14 protein-coding genes, 1 pseudogene and 1 riboswitch are annotated in these 19,475 nt (G+C 47.2%); of the genes and pseudogenes, 7 read left to right on the forward strand and 8 right to left on the reverse strand.

The genetic code is table 11. The features are described 5' to 3' along the window. Positions 1-134 precede the first annotated feature (134 nt). Positions 135-1,286 carry a hypothetical protein gene (locus CIK88_RS00525; protein WP_094433960.1) on the reverse strand — a complete coding sequence of 384 codons (1,152 nt, stop codon included), beginning with the start codon at positions 1,284-1,286 and terminating at the stop codon, positions 135-137. Between the two features lie 457 nt (positions 1,287-1,743). Here CIK88_RS00525 and CIK88_RS00530 point away from each other — a divergent pair, with 457 nt between their 5' ends. From CIK88_RS00530 to crcB, 3 genes are read left to right on the forward strand one after another with little or no spacing between them, the layout of a single operon-like run. Then, entirely contained in the window at positions 1,744-3,945 is a 2,202-nt protein-coding gene (locus tag CIK88_RS00530) for a S9 family peptidase (RefSeq protein WP_094433961.1), read from the forward strand. Positions 3,946-3,966: 21 nt separating this feature from the next. Further along, positions 3,967-6,108: a M3 family metallopeptidase gene (locus CIK88_RS00535; RefSeq protein ID WP_371591463.1), complete on the forward strand. Its 2,142-nt coding sequence runs from the start codon at positions 3,967-3,969 to the stop codon at positions 6,106-6,108. A gap of 11 nt (positions 6,109-6,119) precedes the next feature. After that, the gene (gene crcB, locus CIK88_RS00540; protein WP_094433963.1) at positions 6,120-6,491 is read left to right on the forward strand and encodes a fluoride efflux transporter CrcB; all 372 of its coding nucleotides are present in this window, start codon (positions 6,120-6,122) and stop codon (positions 6,489-6,491) included. A gap of 152 nt (positions 6,492-6,643) precedes the next feature. Here crcB and CIK88_RS12745 read toward each other — a convergent pair. After that, a pseudogene (locus CIK88_RS12745) lies at positions 6,644-6,779 on the reverse strand (IS1380 family transposase); the annotation flags it as partial. A gap of 163 nt (positions 6,780-6,942) precedes the next feature. Here CIK88_RS12745 and CIK88_RS00545 point away from each other — a divergent pair. From CIK88_RS00545 to CIK88_RS00555, 3 genes are all read left to right on the forward strand, one after another. Continuing rightward, positions 6,943-8,382 (forward strand): DUF1593 domain-containing protein, encoded by a 1,440-nt coding sequence (locus CIK88_RS00545; RefSeq protein ID WP_094433964.1) that lies wholly within the window; start codon positions 6,943-6,945, stop codon positions 8,380-8,382. 173 nt (positions 8,383-8,555) lie between these two features. Continuing rightward, positions 8,556-9,926: a glycoside hydrolase family 43 protein gene (locus CIK88_RS00550; protein WP_256387682.1), complete on the forward strand. Its 1,371-nt coding sequence runs from the start codon at positions 8,556-8,558 to the stop codon at positions 9,924-9,926. Positions 9,927-11,195: 1,269 nt separating this feature from the next. Next, on the forward strand, positions 11,196-12,374 hold the full coding sequence (locus CIK88_RS00555) for an MFS transporter (protein WP_094433965.1): 1,179 nt from the start codon (positions 11,196-11,198) through the stop codon (positions 12,372-12,374). 311 nt (positions 12,375-12,685) lie between these two features. On the opposite strand, the gene CIK88_RS00560 is transcribed toward CIK88_RS00555, so the two are convergent. After that, the gene (locus CIK88_RS00560) at positions 12,686-13,594 is read right to left on the reverse strand and encodes a cation diffusion facilitator family transporter (RefSeq protein ID WP_094391084.1); all 909 of its coding nucleotides are present in this window, start codon (positions 13,592-13,594) and stop codon (positions 12,686-12,688) included. 216 nt (positions 13,595-13,810) lie between these two features. On the opposite strand from CIK88_RS00560, the gene CIK88_RS00565 reads away from it, so the two are divergent. Next, positions 13,811-14,707, forward strand: a complete 897-nt coding sequence (locus CIK88_RS00565; protein ID WP_158214618.1) for a DMT family transporter — start codon at positions 13,811-13,813, stop codon at positions 14,705-14,707. A 93-nt stretch (positions 14,708-14,800) separates the two neighbouring features. Here CIK88_RS00565 and CIK88_RS00570 read toward each other — a convergent pair whose 3' ends face one another. From CIK88_RS00570 to thiD, 5 genes are read right to left on the reverse strand one after another with little or no spacing between them, the layout of a single operon-like run. Beyond that, positions 14,801-15,388 carry a thiamine phosphate synthase gene (locus CIK88_RS00570; protein WP_094391072.1) on the reverse strand — a complete coding sequence of 196 codons (588 nt, stop codon included), beginning with the start codon at positions 15,386-15,388 and terminating at the stop codon, positions 14,801-14,803. A 24-nt stretch (positions 15,389-15,412) separates the two neighbouring features. Next, positions 15,413-16,186 carry a sulfide-dependent adenosine diphosphate thiazole synthase gene (locus CIK88_RS00575; protein WP_094391071.1) on the reverse strand — a complete coding sequence of 258 codons (774 nt, stop codon included), beginning with the start codon at positions 16,184-16,186 and terminating at the stop codon, positions 15,413-15,415. A 32-nt stretch (positions 16,187-16,218) separates the two neighbouring features. Beyond that, positions 16,219-17,802: a phosphomethylpyrimidine synthase ThiC gene (gene thiC / locus CIK88_RS00580; protein WP_094391070.1), complete on the reverse strand. Its 1,584-nt coding sequence runs from the start codon at positions 17,800-17,802 to the stop codon at positions 16,219-16,221. 15 nt (positions 17,803-17,817) lie between these two features. Beyond that, the gene (locus CIK88_RS00585; RefSeq protein WP_094433967.1) at positions 17,818-18,447 is read right to left on the reverse strand and encodes a thiamine phosphate synthase; all 630 of its coding nucleotides are present in this window, start codon (positions 18,445-18,447) and stop codon (positions 17,818-17,820) included. Next, positions 18,444-19,259 (reverse strand): bifunctional hydroxymethylpyrimidine kinase/phosphomethylpyrimidine kinase, encoded by an 816-nt coding sequence (gene thiD / locus CIK88_RS00590; RefSeq protein ID WP_094434013.1) that lies wholly within the window; start codon positions 19,257-19,259, stop codon positions 18,444-18,446. The genes CIK88_RS00585 and thiD overlap by 4 nt, the downstream gene beginning before the upstream one ends. 94 nt (positions 19,260-19,353) lie before the next feature. Then, a riboswitch (TPP riboswitch) is annotated at positions 19,354-19,452 on the reverse strand. Positions 19,453-19,475: the final 23 nt, after the last annotated feature.

Consider the following 19,475-nt stretch of genomic DNA (forward strand, 5'->3'; position numbering starts at 1 on the left):
GCTTTTAGCTTGCAAAGGTACTGCAATCCTACGGAATATCAAAAGAAAAACGTTGTTTTCCTTATATAAAAGGTGTATAGTACTTGCAGAAAACGGTTTTAAAGCATGAAAATGGGCGTAAAAAGGCATATTGACTAATAAATCTCAGCCACGTGGTTGCTTTTCTGACCGTTTATTCCGCGCTTGAGGAATAGAATCAGTTGGATGTTTTTCCCTACGGTCATTTCTTTTTCCATATCCGGTTTCATTGTTGATGTACTGGCGAAGCCTTCTTTGGAGATGGTGCCTTCGGGAGTGGTTGGAATGTCTGACAGGATGGTGTATCTGATGTAATGCTGTGCGGGATTTGCGTATGTGATCTTGGCAGAATAGGATCCAAAGGATTCGTGTCCTTTGTAGCGGTCTAAAATATTGACGATTGCTGCCGATTTGAATGGGTCTCCGTCGCTGATAATAGGACAGAATTGGATGAACATTCCTTTTTGAACGGTTGTTCGTGCAGGTAGTGTTGCGGTAATTGTTTTTCTGTCGGCAACGAAATGGTGTGACATATTGTCAAAGATGTGGATGTGTCCGTATGTCTCGTCAATTCCGTCGATATATCCGGTTTTTATAGGAAAGACGTGGTTTGGCGCTTTTGTTGAGGCTGCAATCTCGACAATCCTTTTGTTGTCTTCTTTGCTGGACGCGACGGAAACATCGTAAACCTTTCCGATGATTTCGTAAGGCCGGCAAGGGAATTGGTGGCTGTCTGCAATCAGCGACAAACCATTTGCTGCAACCATTTTGACAAACCGGCAGGTGCGTCCTGCTTTGATTTTCTCAAACAACGATACTGCGTACATGCTTATAATATCGTTGGAGTTTTCATTGCGTGCCTCAGGATGATGCAGTCTGTAGGATTGCAAGGCCCGATCTATTCGTTCTTGTAGGGATAGGTACAGTTTTCCGTCTTTGCCTTTTTGTTTTTGGCGGTCCTCATCTCTCAGACATGAAGTGTGGTTGCACATGTCGAGAAAGCGAGGCAGTTGAAAGTCTGTATAGGTTGTGCTAATCTTAACCGCCATATCCATCATACAGGAATTGATGAGTGACGGTTTGTCGGTGCGCAGTTTGATATAAGCAAATAATAAAGTGCGTGAAGTTTCTGAGCCAATGGTTTTGTAGTTTTGGCGCAGGTATCTGTATATTTCCCAACAAGTTGCTTCGGGATGTGAACTTCCTGTTGATATAGAGTTGACGAGTTCTTCCCATGAGGGTACTTTGGCGTCTTGGTTATTAGTCATTGTTGCTTTGGTATTTGGGTTTCTTAGGTGCAAATTTACAGGTTATAATTCTTATTGCCAAACGAAAGGCTCTTTTTTTTTGTGCAGACTTTCTGCTTTTTATATTTGACTGACGGGCGCAACTTTTGACGAGAGTCTTAGCGCTCGGCTTCGGGATGCCGTCGGGATGAGTTCGGGATGTTATCATCCTTCTTCCTACGTAGTGAGTCCTCAGTAAGTCCCAAAAACTTATTGGGTATTGGGACACTCATAGGAGAGACTTCCTGACAGCATAAGAAGTAAGTTGGATGAAATCTCACGATAAAAACCATCTTTTTGTCTGTTGAATTGTACTTGTTGCCCTTATCTTCTATTCATTTCCACAAAATACATGAAGATATTTGGTGATGACAATGAATTTTTGTAATTTCGCAACATCAAAACAAGAAAGATACATAACATAAAACAATGAAAAGATATGAAGAGATTTTTTTGGACTGCAGTGCTATTATTTCCATTAGTCAGCGCTATGTTTGCAGGTAATCTGAATCTTGCGGAAATCAGTAAATGGCAATACCGCGGCGATGGCATCAGAGCGGTGAAAACTGCCCAAGATGGTGAGACTTATACGCAACTGTCGTCAGACGGACGTAAGGTAGAGAGTCATTCCTTTAAAACAGGAAAGACCGTTTCGGTGCTTTTCGACCTTGATGTGGTGAAAACCGCCGGCGTCGATTATATCGATGGTTATATGGTCAGCCCCAACGGTCGGCAGATGCTGATACAGACGCATACGGAAAGTATTTATCGCCACTCGTTCAAAGCAGAGTACTATTTGTATAATATGGGAAGCAACAGAATGGTTCCCCTGTCGAAAAACGGACCTCAGCAGACGCCGCTTTTCTCACCTGATGGATCATTGGTGGCTTTTGTGCGTGACGGCAACATATTTCTGGTCAAATTGCTCTATGATAATGCTGAGGTGCAAGTGACGAAGGACGGAAAGCGCAATGCCATCATCAACGGAATCCCTGACTGGGTCAATGAGGAGGAGTTTGCCAACGACCGCTCTATGATATTTACAGCCGACAGCCGTGTGCTGGTCTGGGTGAAATATGATGAGAGTAAGGTAAAACAGTACAGCATGCCGCTCTTCAAAGGGCTGAATCCCGAATACAAGCAGTATGATGAGTATCCTGGCGCTTATACTTACAAGTATCCTGTGGCTGGTGCCGACAATGCCACAACCTCGGTGTGGAGCTTTGATATTGCAAGTCGTCAGACACGCCAGTTGCAAGTACCCATTGATGCTGATGGCTATGTGCCTCGCATCAAGCAGATGGGGGATGCCTCCAAGGTGATGGTGACAACACTCAACCGCCATCAGGATTGTCTGCGCATCTATGCGGTCAACCCCTTGTCAACCCTTTGCCAACTGCTCATAGAAGAGCGTGACGCTAAATATGTCAAGGAAGAGTGTGTTTCAAGTCTCGTTGTGACAAACCGTTACATCCTTCTGCCCAGTCAGCGTGACGGATGGTTGCATTTGTATCTCTATAATACCAACGGACAATTGCTGCGTCAGGTAGAAACAGGAAATTATGACGTGGCAGATGTGTATGGCGTGGATGATGCAACAGGAGATGTCTATTACGCAAGTCACGAACAGGGTGCCGTAGAACAACAGGTCTATGTGGCTCACTCGAATGGAAAGCGCAATTGCCTGACACCCAAAAAAGGATGGAACAGCGCCATCTTTGCCAAGGGCTTCAAGTACTTCATCAACCAGTGGAGCGATATCAATACACCTGCCGTATTCTCACTTTGCGACCAACGGGGGAAAACTCTCTCGACACTTGTAGATAACCGAGAACTCAACGGTTGGTTGAAGAGCATGAATTTGGGTAAACGCGAACTCTTCACGCTGACCACAGCAGATGGAGTCAACCTCAATGGATGGATGGTAAAACCTGCAGATTTCAATCCGTCGAAGAAATATCCGGTCATCATGTTCCAATATAGCGGTCCCGGTAGTCAGAGTGTCAAGAATGCATGGGGAGTGGGAATGGCAGGTCAAGGTGCCATGCTTGAACAATATCTGGCGCAACGTGGCTATCTGTGTGTCTGTGTTGATGGACGCGGAACAGGTGCAAGGGGTGCAGAATTTGAAAAGTGTACATATCTGCAGATGGGTGAACTCGAATCACATGACCAGGTGGAAGCGGCTTTGTGGCTGGCAAAACAGGAATACGTTGATGAGCAGCGAATGGCCATTTGGGGATGGAGCTTTGGAGGCTTCAACACGTTGATGTCTATGTCTGAAGGACGTGGCGTGTTCCGTGCAGGTATTGCTATTGCCCCGCCAACATCTTGGAAGTATTACGACACCATTTATACCGAACGATTCATGCGTACGCCGAAAGAGAATCCCAATGGTTACGATATCAACCCCATCAAGCGTGCTGCGCAGTTGCAAGGCAGTCTGTTGCTCTGTCATGGAATGGCTGACGACAATGTCCACTTCAGAAATACAGCAGAATACACAGAAGCTCTGGTGCAGGCTGATAAAGATTTCAGTCAATTGGTTTATACCAATCGCAACCATAGTATCGCAGGAGGAAACACACGCAATCATCTCTTCCGCCAGTGTGTGAAATTCTTCGATAAGGAACTCAAATAAACTTCTTATATATCGGCAATGATGAAACTAAACAAAACATTTATGACAATTGGACTGGCTTCGGGCATCATACTGATGTCAGAAGCTTCTGCAATGACCACCATGTCAGGAGCGGAAAGAGTCAACCCCTTGCTCATTGAAAGCAAACTGCCTTTTGGCGCTCCCGATTTCAATGTGATCAACGAGGCAGACTATTTGCCTGCTATTGAAGCAGCTGTGAAAATTCAACGCGACAATATCAAGAAGATTGTCAATAGTAAGGAAACACCGACCTTTGCAAACACAATCCTGCCCTATGAAGAGAGTGGGGTGTTGCTTGACCGTATCAGTAATGTATTCTTCGGACTGACCAGCGCACACAAAACAAAGGTTATTGCCGATACAGAAGAGAAGGTGACGCCGATTCTTGCTGATTTGGAAAATGAGATTACATTCAATCCTGAACTCTTCAAACGCATAAAATATGTCTATGAGCATGAGAAAAATCAGCTCAAGGGCGAAGATGCAAGACTGTTGGAAGTCATTTATAAAGGCTTCGTCAGGGCTGGCGCACTGCTCTCTGCCAGCGACATGGAGCGGATGAAGCAAATCAATATGCGACTCTCAAAACTCAGTCAGCAATGGGGAAAACTCTTGTCTGATGCTACCAATCATGCTGTCGTATGGATCAATACCAAAGACGAATTGGCTGGACTCTCAGAGGCTGATATTGCACAGTGTGAGAAAGATGCACAGAGTAGGGGAGGCAAGGCTCCTTATTGTATTGTGATCATCAATACCACACAGCAGCCCATCCTGGCAAACCTCGCCAATCGCGATGTGCGACGTCGGGTATATGAGGCTTCTATACACCGGGCAGATGGTACTAATCCTCAGTTCAATACTTTCTCTATTGTTGTTGAAACAGCCAAACTGCGTGCTGAAAAGGCGAAGTTGATGGGCTACGACAATTATGCTGACTATTCCCTGGAAAAAGCCATGGCAAAAAATTCGGGCAATGTATATAATTTCCTCCATCAGCTGATTGCTGATTATTCACCAAAGGCAGACCAGGAAACGAAGGCGATAGAAGACTATGCTAAAAAGACTATGGGCAGCGACTTTAAGTTGCAACCCTATGACAGGTTCTATTTTTCATCGAAAATGAAAAAAGAACAACTCAACATTTCCGACGACGAGATCAAACCTTATTTTAATATCGACAGCGTACAGGTCAATGGCGTTTTCTATGCAGCCCATCGTGCCTATGGATTGACTTTCAAGCAGCGCAAAGATTTTCCGACCTACCATCCCGACATGAAGGTCTTTGAGGTAATCGACAAAGATGGAAAACCCATTGCACTCTTCTATAGCGACTATTTCCGTCGCCCCACAAAGCGTGGCGGTGCGTGGATGAGTGCCTTTGCCAAACAATGCGGACTGCGTCATCAATTGCCTGTCATTTATAATGTGTGCAACTTTGCCAAAGCACCGGACGGTCAGCCTACCCTCATCACTTGGGATGAGGTCTGCACACTCTTCCATGAGTTTGGACATGCTCTCCATGGCATACTCTCTGATTGCAAATACAACACATTATCCGGAACTGCCGTACCTCGCGATTTCGTAGAAATGCCTTCACAGTTTAATGAGTCATTTGCCACAGTACCCGAAGTGTTCGACCATTTCGCGCGCCATACACAGACAGGAGAACCCATGCCTGAGGCACTTAAAGAGCGTATGTTGAAATCCATCAGTTTCCATGCAGCCTATGCCTTGGGAGAGAATCTCGCTGCCACTTGTCTTGATATGGCTTGGCACCACATCGGCCAGCAAGAGATTCCTACTGCCGATAAAGCCCAGGAGTTTGAAAGACAGGCGTTGCAGCAAGTGGGATTGCTCAACAACCAAATACCGCCTCGTTACATCACCTCGTATTTCAACCACGTATGGGGTGGAGGATATGCAGCAGGTTATTACAGTTATCTGTGGACAGAGGTGCTGGCAGTAAATGTAGCTGACTATTTTGCCAAGCATGGTGCTTTGAATCCTGCCGTAGGTCAGGCTTTCCGTGACAAGATTCTCAGCAGAGGCAATACCAAAGACCAGATGTTGATGTTTACAGACTTTACCGGTATGCAACAGCCAGATGCTTCTGGCTTGCTGAAGGCAAGAGGACTTTGATAGATTCTGCTATGAAACAATTATTATTGGTATGTGTAGGAAGCTTTTTGGGCGGTGGACTTCGATATCTTGTATCGAAGTTCACAAGCCAATGGCTTGCCTTCACTTTCCCAATGGGAACTTTCATCGTCAATGTATTGGGATGTTTCCTTATCGGCATTCTTTCAGGATGTGCAATAGGGGGACATCTCTCGCCAAATGCTAAGCTATTGTTGGTTACTGGCTTTTGTGGCGGTTTTACCACATTCAGTACCTTTATGAACGAGAATTTGCTTTTAGCACGAGATGGCCAACAATCCTTAACGCTACTTTATATGGTATTAAGTCTTTTCTGTGGACTTATAGCGGTTATCGTAGGTTATTGGCTGGCAAGTAAATTATAGACTATTCATTAAGCCAGATGAGCAGAGTTCAGTTCACTTAAACTCTGCCATGGCGAGAAGAGGTGCCATGAAATGTAACGTTTTCGTTAAGCCAGATGAACAGAATAAAGCTCGCTTTAATTCTGCCATGGCGAGAAAAGGTGCCGTGAAACGGAACGATCTATACCTAAAACCGAGGGTTGAGTCGATTAAAGAAGACAATGTGGAGTCAAATTGCTCCATGACCCGAAAATTTACCTCCAAAAGGAGTGAGTTTCCAAATTTAATTTGTAACTTTGCTAAGTCTATCGTCGGATTCTCTTGTTTATTTTTGCAACACTAAAACAAGTGAATTCTTCGACATGGCAAAATTCTGGGCCGCTCGGCTCTGCCGCTTGACTTGTTCAAGAATTTTTGGTTGCCCAGGAGCTTAAAAAGTTTAATTAATAATAGTGTTGCGAAATTATGGACAATGGGACATGCTACTAAACTACAATGGGGAATCGCTGGAGTGCTGGGCACCTTGCTTCTAGGCTCAATGCAAACTGCAGCGAAAACAATTGCGGATTCCTCCCTGAAACCACGGATTGTCGTTCTGACGGATATTGCACCGACAGACATTGAACCCGATGACATGGAATCAATGGTCCGCCTGCTGGTCCATGCTGACCTTTATGAAATAGAGGGACTGATTGCGACAGGAGGATGGAACAACTGCGGGAGAAGTTATCCGGACGAATGGATGGAAAACATGCAGAAAGTAATTAATGCCTACGAGAAGGATCTACCGAATCTAATGAAACGATCCGGACAAAAGGGTTTTCTGCCAGTAGAAAAGGAAGCTGGCAAACAAACGTTGGGCTATTGGCCAAGTGTTGCCTATTTGCGTAGCAGGACTGCATTTGGCAGCAGAGATTTAGGTGTAGCCAAACTTGGAGAGAAGAATCGCTCACAAGGTAGCAAAATGATTATCGACTTAGTTGACGAAAAGGACGACCGTCCCTTATGGGTCTTGGTTTGGGGCGGTGCAAATACACTGGCTCAAGCGATATGGACTGTCAAGCAGGAACGAAGCGAAACGGAAGTTAGAAAGTTTGTGAATAAGTTGTGTGTTTATACAATTACAGACCAAGATGTATGCGGAGGCCCCCCTGTGGATTATGCCTTCAGTTCTCATCAATGGATCCGCAAGACTTGCGGCAAGGATATCCGCTTTTTCTGGGACGACAGCGCCTGGATCGTGCAGAACGCCATAGGAAGCCAGAATTGGAACGAATACGCAACTCATATACAAAATCACGGGAATCTAGGGAAAATATATCCGAAAAACAAATACGGAGTGGAAGGCGACACTCCTTCTTTCCTACATGTAACCCCAAATGGATTAAACGATCCGACCGTATGTAGCCAGACAGGTTGGGGTGGCTATTTCCGATGGGGACTGTCACCAGACAGTCTGACAACATGCTACACAAATGCAGATCCGGCAGTCAAATGCATATCGGAGAAATATGAAAAATACTTCTATCCCGCAATATTCGCCAACTTCGTAGCACGTATGGATTGGGCTGCATACGGCAAAGGAAACCGTAACCCGATAGTCATCGTAAACGGTAAAAAGGGATTGAGTCCGATTATAATTGAACCAAAAACAGAAGAGGAACTCCAGTTAAACGCTTCAGAATCTGCGGACCCGGATAAAGATAAACTGACTTTTCATTGGTGGATAATGCCGGAAGCGGGTACTTACACCTCAACGGTAAGTATCAGAGAGGCAGACAAAGCTAAAGCCTTTCTACCTATCCCCCAAGATGCGGCAGGAAGAGAACTGCATATAATCTGTGAAGTGACAGACAATGGAACTCCTGCACTGACGAGTTACAGAAGGGTCATCATCCGCCCAAAACGATGACACGCCAGTAAACGAACATATTACTATTTTAAACCAATTATACAATGAAAAAGAAAAACATCCAGACCTCCGTTTTATCAATGGTCATTGCTGCATGTTTGATATCTCACCAGCAAAATGCGCAGGCCGGAGAAAATCCGTCCTTGCAAAATGATTCCGTGCCTTATGTAACCATGCCGGACGTTTCCCCTAAACTCACCACAGGAGATGGAAATCCCCTGCTGGATTTTATGTTTACAGCGGATCCAACTGCAGTAGAATATAATGGCAGAATTTATGTGTACGCAACAAACGATCAGCAACAATATGATTCAATAGGCGGTTACGGAAAAAACTCCTACGAATACATCAAATCTCTGGTGATGATGTCTTCCGATGACATGACAAACTGGACCTATCATGGAATTATTAAAACAGACAGCATTGCCCCATGGATAAAAACATCATGGGCACCGTCGATCGCAAAACGTGAGGAAGCGGACGGCAAGACTCACTTCTACCTCTATTTCTCCAATAGCGGTGATGGAACTGCAGTGCTGACATCCACATCCCCCATAGGACCGTGGTCAAGCCCGCTGAATCATAGTTTGGTAGACACAAATACTCCCGGCATAGCAGGAGAATGCAAAGCCGCTTTCGATCCGGGTGTAGTCATCGATGACAAAGGAAGAGGTTGGCTGACAGTAGGCGGAGGATGTGCTCGCATTATGCGTTTGGGAAAAGACATGATTAGTGTGGATGGCCCGATAAAGCCCATCAGGGCTCCCCATCATTTCGAAGCTAACGAATTAAACTACATCAACGGCACATACGTTTATACTTATAACATAGATTGGCAAGATTTTAGCGACTGGCCTCTCCAGACAGAGAAACCAACCACCTGTTGCATGAGTTACATGACTAGCAAAACTCCGCTGGTAACCAAAAGTTGGAAATACCAGCACAACTATATGAAAAACCCTGGAGATTATGGATATGACTACAGCAACAATCATACACATCTAAACAAATTCCGCGGGAAATGGTATGTATTCTATCATACAATGAGTTTGCAACATAGTTTCAATACAACAGCTGGTTATCGTAATGTTTGTGTCGATGAAATACAAGTTGACGAGAATACCGTGAATATCCACATGGGTAATCAGACTCTGAAAGGCGCAAAACAGATACAGCCGATGAATCCGTTCATCATCCAGCAGGCTGAAACCACAGCAGCCACACAAGGTGTCAAGTTCACAAATGGAAAAAGCATCGGGGACATGTATGCCGTTACCGTTCCCAACAAGACTGGCATCATTGCTGTCAGAGGTGTGGCATTCAACAAAGTACCTTCCAGTCTGGAAATTAAGGCATCCGGAAACGGAATCATAGAAGTCCGCCGGGATAGGCCGGACGGAGAAGTCATAGCTTCAATCAAAGTCGGTACCCCGCAAATGAAACTCATAGAATCCCAACTTCAAAAGAATATGACAGGTACAATGGACCTCTGTTTTGTCCTAAAAGGAAACAATATCACATTCGACGAATGGAAGTTCAAATGATACCTTCCAGCAGATGACAAGGAGGGTGCATTGCCCATTATGATGCACCCTCCTTTTTGTTGCCAGGTATTTGTGGGAAATACTAAATTATAGTCTTGTGGAATTAATGGTAATGTCGCTCTCTGTTGGAGAGAACGTCAATCGCTGGGGGAGAGAACGCCAATCGCCTGTCACGATAACGCCAATCGCCAGTCACGAGAACGTCAATCGCCAGTCGTGAGAACGCCATGCGCTAAAACACAGCATTTAGTACCAATTTCACATCTCATGTCTTGTTCTGACCAGTTACTCGGATTTTTTATGATCCACGGAATACACGGCACCTTGATAAACTGTTGTTTCTCATCTAAATAGTGTGGTTTTTGATGGGATTTTGCCTCTGTAATATTAAAAAACCTAAAACAGTAGTTAAATAAAATTAAAATCCGGCCAAAGGGGTTGACAACGGGGGGCGTGATATTGTATCTTTGCACGCGAACCCAAGGTTGATTTCCAAAACAAGGATGAGGCCTTTGCAATAAACCACAAGTCTTATCAATTAAAAATTCCTAATTATGTTTACAAATGCAACTCTAAACATCTCAAACTGGTTACAACAGAAGGACCATGGTTCTTCGATTTACACCCGACCAGTTCTCGATAACTTTTCGTTCGGTTCTCGTTGGGTTCTCGTTAGGTCCTCGTTCGTCTCTCGTTCGTCTCTCGTTGCTTATTCGTTAGTCTATCGAAGACCGAACGAGGACCGAACGAGGAACAAGCGAAAAACGAACGAAAGAGCAACGAATGTCGGTCGAGAAAATAGCGAGAAACTATCGAAAATTCGACGAGAAACTGCTCAACTTGATGGGAAAGGCAGCTTTCTGGCTCCTAACGTTAAGCCAAATGAGCAGAACTGAATTACTTTTGTACTTACAGGACTTAGGCCAAATAATCCACACACCCAGGGTATTACCCTAGGCTATGAAAATTTTGCCCCATTCGGGGCGTTAGTAACCTATCAAGCAATGGCGGGGGTTAGAATGTCATGGAAACAGGTCAATGATATCCATTTCAAGCGTTACAATATAACAGTTTCCTAAAACGCAAACGGATGACAGCGGATGAACCAAAAGGGGCATCCAATGCACCGCAATAGAAAATATTCCTGCAAAAGGAGTGGGGGGTGTGAGATTTTATTTGTACTTTTGTCATGTCAGAGCTTGATTTGCTTGTTTCGCGACAGTAAGAAAAGTGAATTTTCTGACATGGCAAAATATAAGCAAAATAGAAATGAAACAACTGAAAGAGAATGAAGGTATAGCGCGCAGCCTGTTGATCACAATGGCTGTTGTTGCGGGACTGACTGTGGCTAATTGCTACTACAACCAGCCTCTGCTGGAGATGATACGTCACGATATTGGGGTGAGCCAACATGAGGCAAACCTCATAACTGTTGTCACGCAGATAGGCTATGCGCTTGGCTTGTGTTTCCTAATTCCTATGGGCGACCTCTACTCGCGCCGACGAATCATTGTTGTGAATATGACGGTGGCTGCCGTGATGGCGGTCGTCATTGCTGTTGCCCATCGGGTATGGATGATATGGGGGGCGTCTCTGCTATTGGGCGCCTGCTCTGTCATTCCGCAGTTTTTCATACCTATAGCAGGACAATATTCTAAGAAGGAGAACAAAAGTAGGAATATGGGGGTCGTTCTGTCGGGACTGCTGACGGGTATTCTTGCTTCGAGAGTGGTTAGCGGTTACGTCGGCGAATGGCTTGGCTGGCGCGAGATGTTTGTCATCGCAGCTCTGGTGATGGTGCTGTGTATGGTGCTTACGCTCAAGATTATGCCGCAGATAAAAAGCAACTATGTGGGCTCATACAGGGGATTGATGGTTAGCGTGTTTGATATGGTTAAGAGCAACGGGCGCATACGGCTTTATGCCGTACGTGCCGCTTTCAGTTTCGGCAGTATGATGGCTATTTGGTCGTGTCTTGCCTTCCGGTTGGCTGAAGCGCCGTTCTTCTCTGGTAGCGAGATGGTTGGAACATTGGGATTGTGTGGTATCGCTGGTGCCATAGCGGCAAGCGGTGTGGGCAAGCTCGTGAACCAATGGGGCATAAGAAAGATGAGTGTTTATGGGGCTTGTCTGCAACTGGTGGCGTGGGCTACGGCCTATCTGTTTGGTGATACTTTTATGGGACTTGTGGTGGCTATCATCTTGGTGGATATTGGTTTGCAATGTCTGCAGCTAAGCAATCAAAGTGGTTGCATTCAGGAGGTGCCTCATGCTTCAAACAGGGCCAATACCATCTTCATGACTACCTATTTTATCGGTGGTTCTCTTGGCACCTATTGTGCCGGATTGGCTTGGATGCGTGAGGGATGGATGGGTGTGTGTGCGGTTGGAGTCGTCTTGGCTGTAATTTCGCTCTGCATAACATGTTTTAATGGAAGGAGAATTTAAATCCTGGAGGAAATCTTTAATAAAAATATGGCCTGTGGCCAGAAATCAATCATCGGAATTTAGACGGATTTTTTAGTTGCCTACGGCAAGAAATCTTTGGAGGAAATCTTTTTTAAGATGTTGCTTCGCAAGAAATAATCTGTAATTCAGGGAGGCAGCAAACAAAATCTTTAACAAAAATCTCAACTAAAAATGCGCAACAGTACGTTGCTCTATAGGAGCGTTTTATTATGGATCGCCTTACAGGCTCGAAATCTTAACGAAAATCTAAAAAAAAATCTTTAACGAAAACCATAAATCATAGATCAGAACTAATCTTTTGTTGGTTCAATATGCAGCATAATGTGGGTGTCGGCACCAAACTCAGCTCGGATGGCCCGTTCGATGGAGGAGGCATGCTGATGGGCATCGGAGAGCTTGAGGTCGCTTGGTAAACGAAGATGCATTTCGATGGCGATATTATTGCCTATACGACGCGTGTAGAGTTGGTGGATGTCGCTTGCCAACGGATCACGATAGACGATGTCGCAAATCTTTTGTTCTACGGATTCAGGAAGACTTTCTTCTAAGAGTTCTCCTGATGCCTGACGCAAAATGCGAAAGGCGGCATAGAAGATCATGAAGCTCACTACAACAGCGGCAATGGGGTCGAGGACTGCCCATTGCTGACCAAGCATGATGGCTCCTCCAATACCTATGGCTGTGCCGATTGACGAAAGGGCATCGCTACGATGGTGCCAGGCATTGGCTTCAAGGGCTTGTGACTTGACTGCACGTGCAGTTTGGCGCGTCAGGCGGAATACGATTTCTTTGGCAACAATACTGACGATGGCAGCAAAGAATGCTAACACTCCTGGGACTTCTAACTGTTTGCCGTGGATGGCGTCAATGATCTTCATGATGCCGTTCCATGCCAGTAGGATGGCTACAAGCATCAACGCCATTCCTACTATCGACGAGGCAATGGTTTCGTACTTTCCATGTCCATAGTCGTGGTCTTTGTCGGCAGGTTTGCTACTTAGCCTGACCATGACTATCACTACGATATCGGTAAGGAAATCGCTTAACGAGTGTACGGCATCGGCTATCATGGCTGCGGAATGGCAGAAAATGCCTGCTGCGAATTTTGCCAATAGCAACACCATATTGACCACGCTGCCCATGAGGGTTACTTGATAGATTCGGCGTTCGCGAGAATCTTTTTTTGTTTTGCTTGCCATTTTTCTTTTATCGTTTGGTTGACCGTCAATCACGGGCTGCAAAAATACTATTTTTTTCTTAGACAGCCAAGCCTTCTGCCTATTACTTTTTGATGTATTTTACAATGGTTAGGGTATGGCCTGAATCAGTCATGAAGGTTTAATGGAAATTTGATGCAGAATATTTTGTGTTTCAAAAAAAATCATGTACTTTTGCAGCTCTTTTGTACAAAGCATATGAATAGTCAGTTACGCGGTGTGGTTAATGGTATCATTTCTGGTGTATCGTTTGGAATGATACCTTTGTTTTCAATTCCTGTTATTGCTGCAGGAATGGATAATGTTAGCATCCTGGTATATCGTTTTCTGTTTGGTTCGGCAGCCATGCTTGCCATTCTCCTGTTGCGTAAGACGAATATGCGTGTGAGTCTGTCAGAACTGCTGCGTATCGTGTTGCTTGCCATCTTCTATATTACCACAGCCCTCGCAACACTTGAATGTTACAAGTATCTGTCGTCGGGTATTGCAACGGCTTTGGTTTATACCGACCCCATCTGGTGTGCACTCATCGGACTGGCATTTCTCGGTGATAAGTTCTCCATCAAACTCACCTCTAGTATTTTGTTAGCCTCTCTGGGTGTGATGATGATGACTGGTGTGTTTTCTGGAGATGGCACCTTCTCGATGATTGGTCTCCTATTGGGATTGGCGTCTGGACTGGCGTATGGTATCTATCTCATCCTTGTGCCTCGATTGAAAGTGAAGCACATCGCGAGTCTAAAACTCACCTTTTATGTGTTTTTCACGGGTATGTGGCTACTGATTGCCTATAGTCTGATGACCAACGGTGGGGTGGAAGAAGTTCCTGACAGCAGTTGCTGGCTTGACCTGGCGCTCTTAGGTTTGATTCCTACGGCAATAAGTAATATCTGCGTGACTGTTTCGCTGAAACTCATCGACAGTACGATCGTGGCTATTCTTGGTGCTTTTGAACCGCTGACTGCCATGGTGGTTGGTGTTGTGATACTGGGTGAACCCTTGGGATTTATTGGTGTTGTCGGTGGGATGCTGATTCTCGTTGCCGTTGCTATTCTGACTATCAACCCACAGAGACTCAAGTTTATACGAAAGTAATGTGTTACACGGATTTTTAATATCTTACACGGATTACGGATTTTTTTTCTTAACAAAAACCTCGGAAGTACCAACATGAAAATCTGTGAGACATTAGATCTCTTGCGAGATCTGTTGCAGATAGGCGGTGAAGGAGGGGAGAGTGGTGCGCTGCCAGATGTCGCCTAAGAATGCGGCACCACCGAAATGGTGGGACTTGAGGTATGGGAGATGGCGGGCGGTGACTCCACCTAAGGCTACTACCTGATGGTCGATGATGCCAGAATGGGCGGCTTGCCGCAGGACGGACTCCTGGAATGCGGCGTGGTAACCGGTCTTGGAAATGCTGTTGAAGATGGGACTGAGAAATACGTAGTCGCACTGGGTCTTGCGCTCTGCTACCTCTGCAAGACTGTGGCACGAAGCGGAAAGGCTGCCGTGGAAGGCGGCGGGGGGCTGGGGATTGCGACGGTTGAGGTGAATGCCGTGGAGGGGAAACTCTTCGACAAGGTGGAAATGGTCGTGGAGCACGATGCGACCAAGCCACTGAGTAGGAACGGTGGCAAGAAACTGTCTGACGGCGTCTGCCGAGGCGGTGGGCTTGCGCACATGGAGCAGGTCGATACCGCTGCGGAAGAGGGTGTCGATGGTAGAAACCTCTCCCGGCAGAAAGTCGGGAGAGGTGATGACAATCCATTTCATAGGTTGCAGGATGAAGATGGATGGTTATTTCTTGAGTTTCTCGATGATCTGGTCGGCAACGCGCTTTCCTGACATCAGCATGCCACCGAAAATGGGCCCCATGCGAGGAGTGCCTGCCACTGCAGACGATGCCATGCCGCAGACGTAGAGGCCGGGGTAGATCTCACGGGTGCCTTCTACGACCATGCGCTCGCCTTCTATTACGTCGAGGGAACGCTCGCCGATAACACCGCCGGTGGCTGTGTCGAGGCTGATGCCGTTTTTGCGGGCAACGACCTTACACATCTCGCTGTCGTGACCTGTGCCGTCGATAACGCATTTCGCCATGATATTTAGCGGGTCAACATGGAGGCCCTCACGGAGTACTGGAGTCCAGTTGACCACAACACCACTGACAACATTGTTTTTGAAGATGACGTCTTCTACCGAATAGCAGTTGAAGATGGTGGCACCGGCATGAACGGCGTGGTAGAGCAGGGCAGATGTGCTCTCTACGGAGTCGATGGTGTAGAGTCCGTCTTCAAAGGCCTGATAGTTGATGTCGAAGTCCTTGACGATGTGCATGGCTTCTTCCTGAATGACAATCTGGTTGAACATCATTGCGCCTCCCCACATACCGCCACCAGGAGACAACTTGCGGTCGAACTGGGCTACACGGAGACCTGCCTTGGCGAGGTAATAGGCGGCGACGATGCCTGAGGGGCCTCCGCCCACAATGGCTACGTCGAGATTCAGATTACGTTGGAGTTTGTCGAAATAGGTACTGATGATACCTTTTGATACTTGTGTTTCAATCATTGTTTGTTGTTGTTTATTGGGTTATAGATTTGTTACTTTTCTTCTTCGCAGCTCTTTAGGGAATGGCTGATGCGTGCTGCGCAGAAATTAGGGCCACACATGGTGCAGTAGTTGGCATCGACGGAATTGCTTGCCTTGTAGTATTCCAGGGCGCGTTCGGGATCTAACGAGAGGTTGAACTGGTCTTTCCAACGGAAGTCGTAGCGTGCCTTGCTCAGCGCATTGTCGCGGACGGTGGCACCGGGATGACCCTTGGCAAGGTCGGCAGCATGGGCGGCAATCTTATAGGTTACAACACCAGTGCGCACATCGTCTTTGTCGGGGAGGGCAAGGTGCTCCTTAGGGGTGACGTAGCAGAGCATGGCGGTGCCGTACCATCCGATCATCGAGGCGCCGATGGCAGAGGTGATGTGGTCGTAGGCGGGGGCAATATCGGTGACGAGCGGACCGAGGGTGTAGAAGGGTGCTCCGTGGCATTTCTCGATTTGGCGCTCCATATTCTCCTTGATCTTATGCATGGGAACATGACCGGGACCTTCGATGAATGCCTGTACGTGTTTGGCCCAAGCACGCTCTACGAGTTCACCCATGGTGTCGAGTTCGGCAAACTGCGCCGCGTCGTTGGCATCGTAGGTAGAACCGGGACGGAGGCCGTCACCAAGGGAGATGGCTACATCGTACTGGGCACAGATGTCGCAGATGTCATCGAAGTGCTCGTAGAGGAAACTCTCTTTCTGGTGTACCTTACACCATTTGGAGATGATACTGCCTCCGCGACTGACAATACCCGTCAGACGGGTGTCGGCAAGATGGATGTTCTTCAGACGGATGCCGCAATGGATGGTGAAATAGTCCACACCCTGTTCGCACTGCTCGATGAGCGTATCGCGGAAAATCTCCCACGTCAGGTCTTCTGCCTTGCCGTTGACCTTCTCAAAAGCCTGATACATCGGTACGGTACCTACGGGAACAGGGCAGTTGCGCAGAATCCATTCGCGCGTTTCGTGGATGTCTTTTCCCGTGGAAAGGTCCATCAGCGTGTCGCCGCCCCATTTGCAACTCCATACGGCCTTTTCCACCTCTTCCTCGATGCCCGATGTGGTGGCGGAATTACCGATATTGGTATTGATCTTCACCAGGAAATTTGTACCGATAATCATCGGCTCGCTTTCGGGATGCTTGCGGTTGGCTGGGATTACGGCACGTCCCTCAGCAATCTCCTTGCAGACAAATTCCGGGGTGATGTGGGTGGTAATGCCCAATTCCTCGCAGTTCATGTTCTCGCGTATTGCCACATACTCCATCTCTTGCGTGATGATGCCCTGTTTGGCGAAGTACATCTGTGTCTCTCCCGCCTTGCGACCGTCAATCCACGGTTGACGCAATTTAGGGAGTCCCTGTTTCAGGTCGATAGCCATATCGGGGTCGCTGTACGGTCCGCTGGTGTCATAGACATAGACGGGGGCATTGGCTTCTTCATGGCGCACATCGCCCTTGAAAGTGACGGTGGGGGTGAGGTTTACCTTTCTCATACCCACGCGCAGTTCCGGATAGCGTTTTCCTTGCAGATAGACTTTCTCGGAAGATGGATAATTGATCTTGATTTTTGTTTCCATTTCTTTTATATTGAGTTATTTGGCTATTTCTTTCTCTGTAAGACGGATGAAACGTTGCATCTCTTCCACAGGACTGTCGGCATTGAGGATGGCGCCGCTTACGGCAATACCGCTGACTCCAGTTGCCATGACGTCAGGGATGTCGGAGGACAAAATGCCGCCAATGGCTACGATAGGGATGGTGATGTGGTGGAGCTTCATCTGACTGACAATACGGCGGTAACCGTCTGCACCGAGGATGGGGGACAGTTTTTGTTTGGTGGTGGTGAAGCGGAACGGACCGCAGCCGATGTAGTCGGCTCCATCGCGGTAGAGTCGTTCGACATCGTCGAAGGTGTTGGCGGTGCCGCCGATGACATATCGGCTGCCCAGGAGTTTGCGTGCCTCACTCACGGGCATATCGTTCTTGCCGAGATGTACGCCGTCGGCACCTGCCTCCTGTACCCATTCTGCATGGTCGTCGAGGATGAATGTGGCATGACATGTCTTACAGAGTTGGCCGATGGCTGTGGCTGCCGCCATGAACGTATCTTTCGGCGCGTCTTTCATGCGGAGCTGGATCCAGCGACATCCGCCTGCCAAGGCGAGGCGTGCTCCTTCTACGTAGTCGTAACGGTCGTTGGTGTGTGTAATAAACTGTATCATTGTATGATTAGCTTTTCTGGGTTAAACAAATGGTTTACTGGGCCGTTGCCCCTTCCTATGCTGACATCCTTGCCGGCTTCTATGGCAGAGGACAGGTAGCACTTGGCCTGTTGTATCGCCTCGGGAAGGGATGAGCCACGGGCGATAAATGAGGCAATGGCGGAGGATAGGGTGCAACCCGTGCCGTGGGTGTTGCGCGTAGTAACGGTGGGATGGGAGAATGACAACGGAGGGGTGTCGGCTTGGTAGAGTACGTCGGTCTTGGCCTGTCCTTCCAGATGTCCGCCCTTGATGAGTACCGCCCTGCAACCGAGTTGCAGAATGTGGCGGGCGGCACGTTCTGTGTCGTCTATGCTGCGGATGGAGGTGTGGGAGAGGACTTCGGCTTCGGGGATGTTGGGAGTCAGCAGGGTGCATAGGGGGAGGAGGCGTTGGCAGAACGCCTCAACCGCATGGGGTTGCATGAGTAGCGCCCCGCTCGTAGAAACCATAACGGGGTCGATCACCAATGTGGCATGGGGATAAGGGGAGAGGGTGTCGGCAATGGCACGGATGATCTCTGCATTATTGACCATTCCCACCTTGATTACCTTTGGGGCGATGTCGTCCATGACCGCCTTGATCTGTCCGGCTACGATGTCTGGACGGATAGCTTGCACCGCCTGCACGCCAGTGGTGTTCTGAACGGTGACGGATGTGATGGCGGTAGCGGCATAAATGCCCAAGGCCGACATGGTCTTGAGGTCTGCCTGGATGCCGGCTCCACCGCAACTGTCGGATCCTGCTATGGTCAGTACGCTAATATACCTCATTTTGTTTTCATTTTTCTGAGGTACATCTGCTGACGTACTTTCAAAGACGATACGGAATAGAAACAGCTTCTGGATTTCTGCCTGAACCATCAAGGCGAGAAAAAAGAAGCAATCCCTTCGGCAGCATTACCTGCATCAGGTTCTATGGGTATAATCTCAGCAACACAATCGTGACGCACCCCTTATTTCTTCTTGTAAGTATGATACAAAGGTAGT

The sequence above is a fragment of the Prevotella sp. P5-50 genome, from assembly GCF_002251295.1.
Classification (GTDB): Bacteria; Bacteroidota; Bacteroidia; order Bacteroidales; family Bacteroidaceae; genus Prevotella.

What these genes read in the sequence shown, in the direction of transcription:
- CIK88_RS00555 (WP_094433965.1), top strand. Translation starts at nt 11,196, where the DNA reads ATGAAACAACTGAAAGAGAATGAAGGTATAGCGCGCAGCCTGTTGATC.
- thiC (WP_094391070.1), bottom strand. Translation starts at nt 17,802, where the DNA reads ATGGAAACAAAAATCAAGATCAATTATCCATCTTCCGAGAAAGTCTAT.
- CIK88_RS00550 (WP_256387682.1), top strand. Translation starts at nt 8,556, where the DNA reads ATGCCGGACGTTTCCCCTAAACTCACCACAGGAGATGGAAATCCCCTG.
- CIK88_RS00565 (WP_158214618.1), top strand. Translation starts at nt 13,811, where the DNA reads ATGAATAGTCAGTTACGCGGTGTGGTTAATGGTATCATTTCTGGTGTA.
- CIK88_RS00530 (WP_094433961.1), top strand. Translation starts at nt 1,744, where the DNA reads ATGAAGAGATTTTTTTGGACTGCAGTGCTATTATTTCCATTAGTCAGC.
- thiD (WP_094434013.1), bottom strand. Translation starts at nt 19,259, where the DNA reads ATGAGGTATATTAGCGTACTGACCATAGCAGGATCCGACAGTTGCGGT.
- CIK88_RS00575 (WP_094391071.1), bottom strand. Translation starts at nt 16,186, where the DNA reads ATGATTGAAACACAAGTATCAAAAGGTATCATCAGTACCTATTTCGAC.
- CIK88_RS00525 (WP_094433960.1), bottom strand. Translation starts at nt 1,286, where the DNA reads ATGACTAATAACCAAGACGCCAAAGTACCCTCATGGGAAGAACTCGTC.
- CIK88_RS00535 (WP_371591463.1), top strand. Translation starts at nt 3,967, where the DNA reads ATGAAACTAAACAAAACATTTATGACAATTGGACTGGCTTCGGGCATC.
- CIK88_RS00545 (WP_094433964.1), top strand. Translation starts at nt 6,943, where the DNA reads ATGGGACATGCTACTAAACTACAATGGGGAATCGCTGGAGTGCTGGGC.
- CIK88_RS00570 (WP_094391072.1), bottom strand. Translation starts at nt 15,388, where the DNA reads ATGAAATGGATTGTCATCACCTCTCCCGACTTTCTGCCGGGAGAGGTT.
- crcB (WP_094433963.1), top strand. Translation starts at nt 6,120, where the DNA reads ATGAAACAATTATTATTGGTATGTGTAGGAAGCTTTTTGGGCGGTGGA.
- CIK88_RS00560 (WP_094391084.1), bottom strand. Translation starts at nt 13,594, where the DNA reads ATGGCAAGCAAAACAAAAAAAGATTCTCGCGAACGCCGAATCTATCAA.
- CIK88_RS00585 (WP_094433967.1), bottom strand. Translation starts at nt 18,447, where the DNA reads ATGATACAGTTTATTACACACACCAACGACCGTTACGACTACGTAGAA.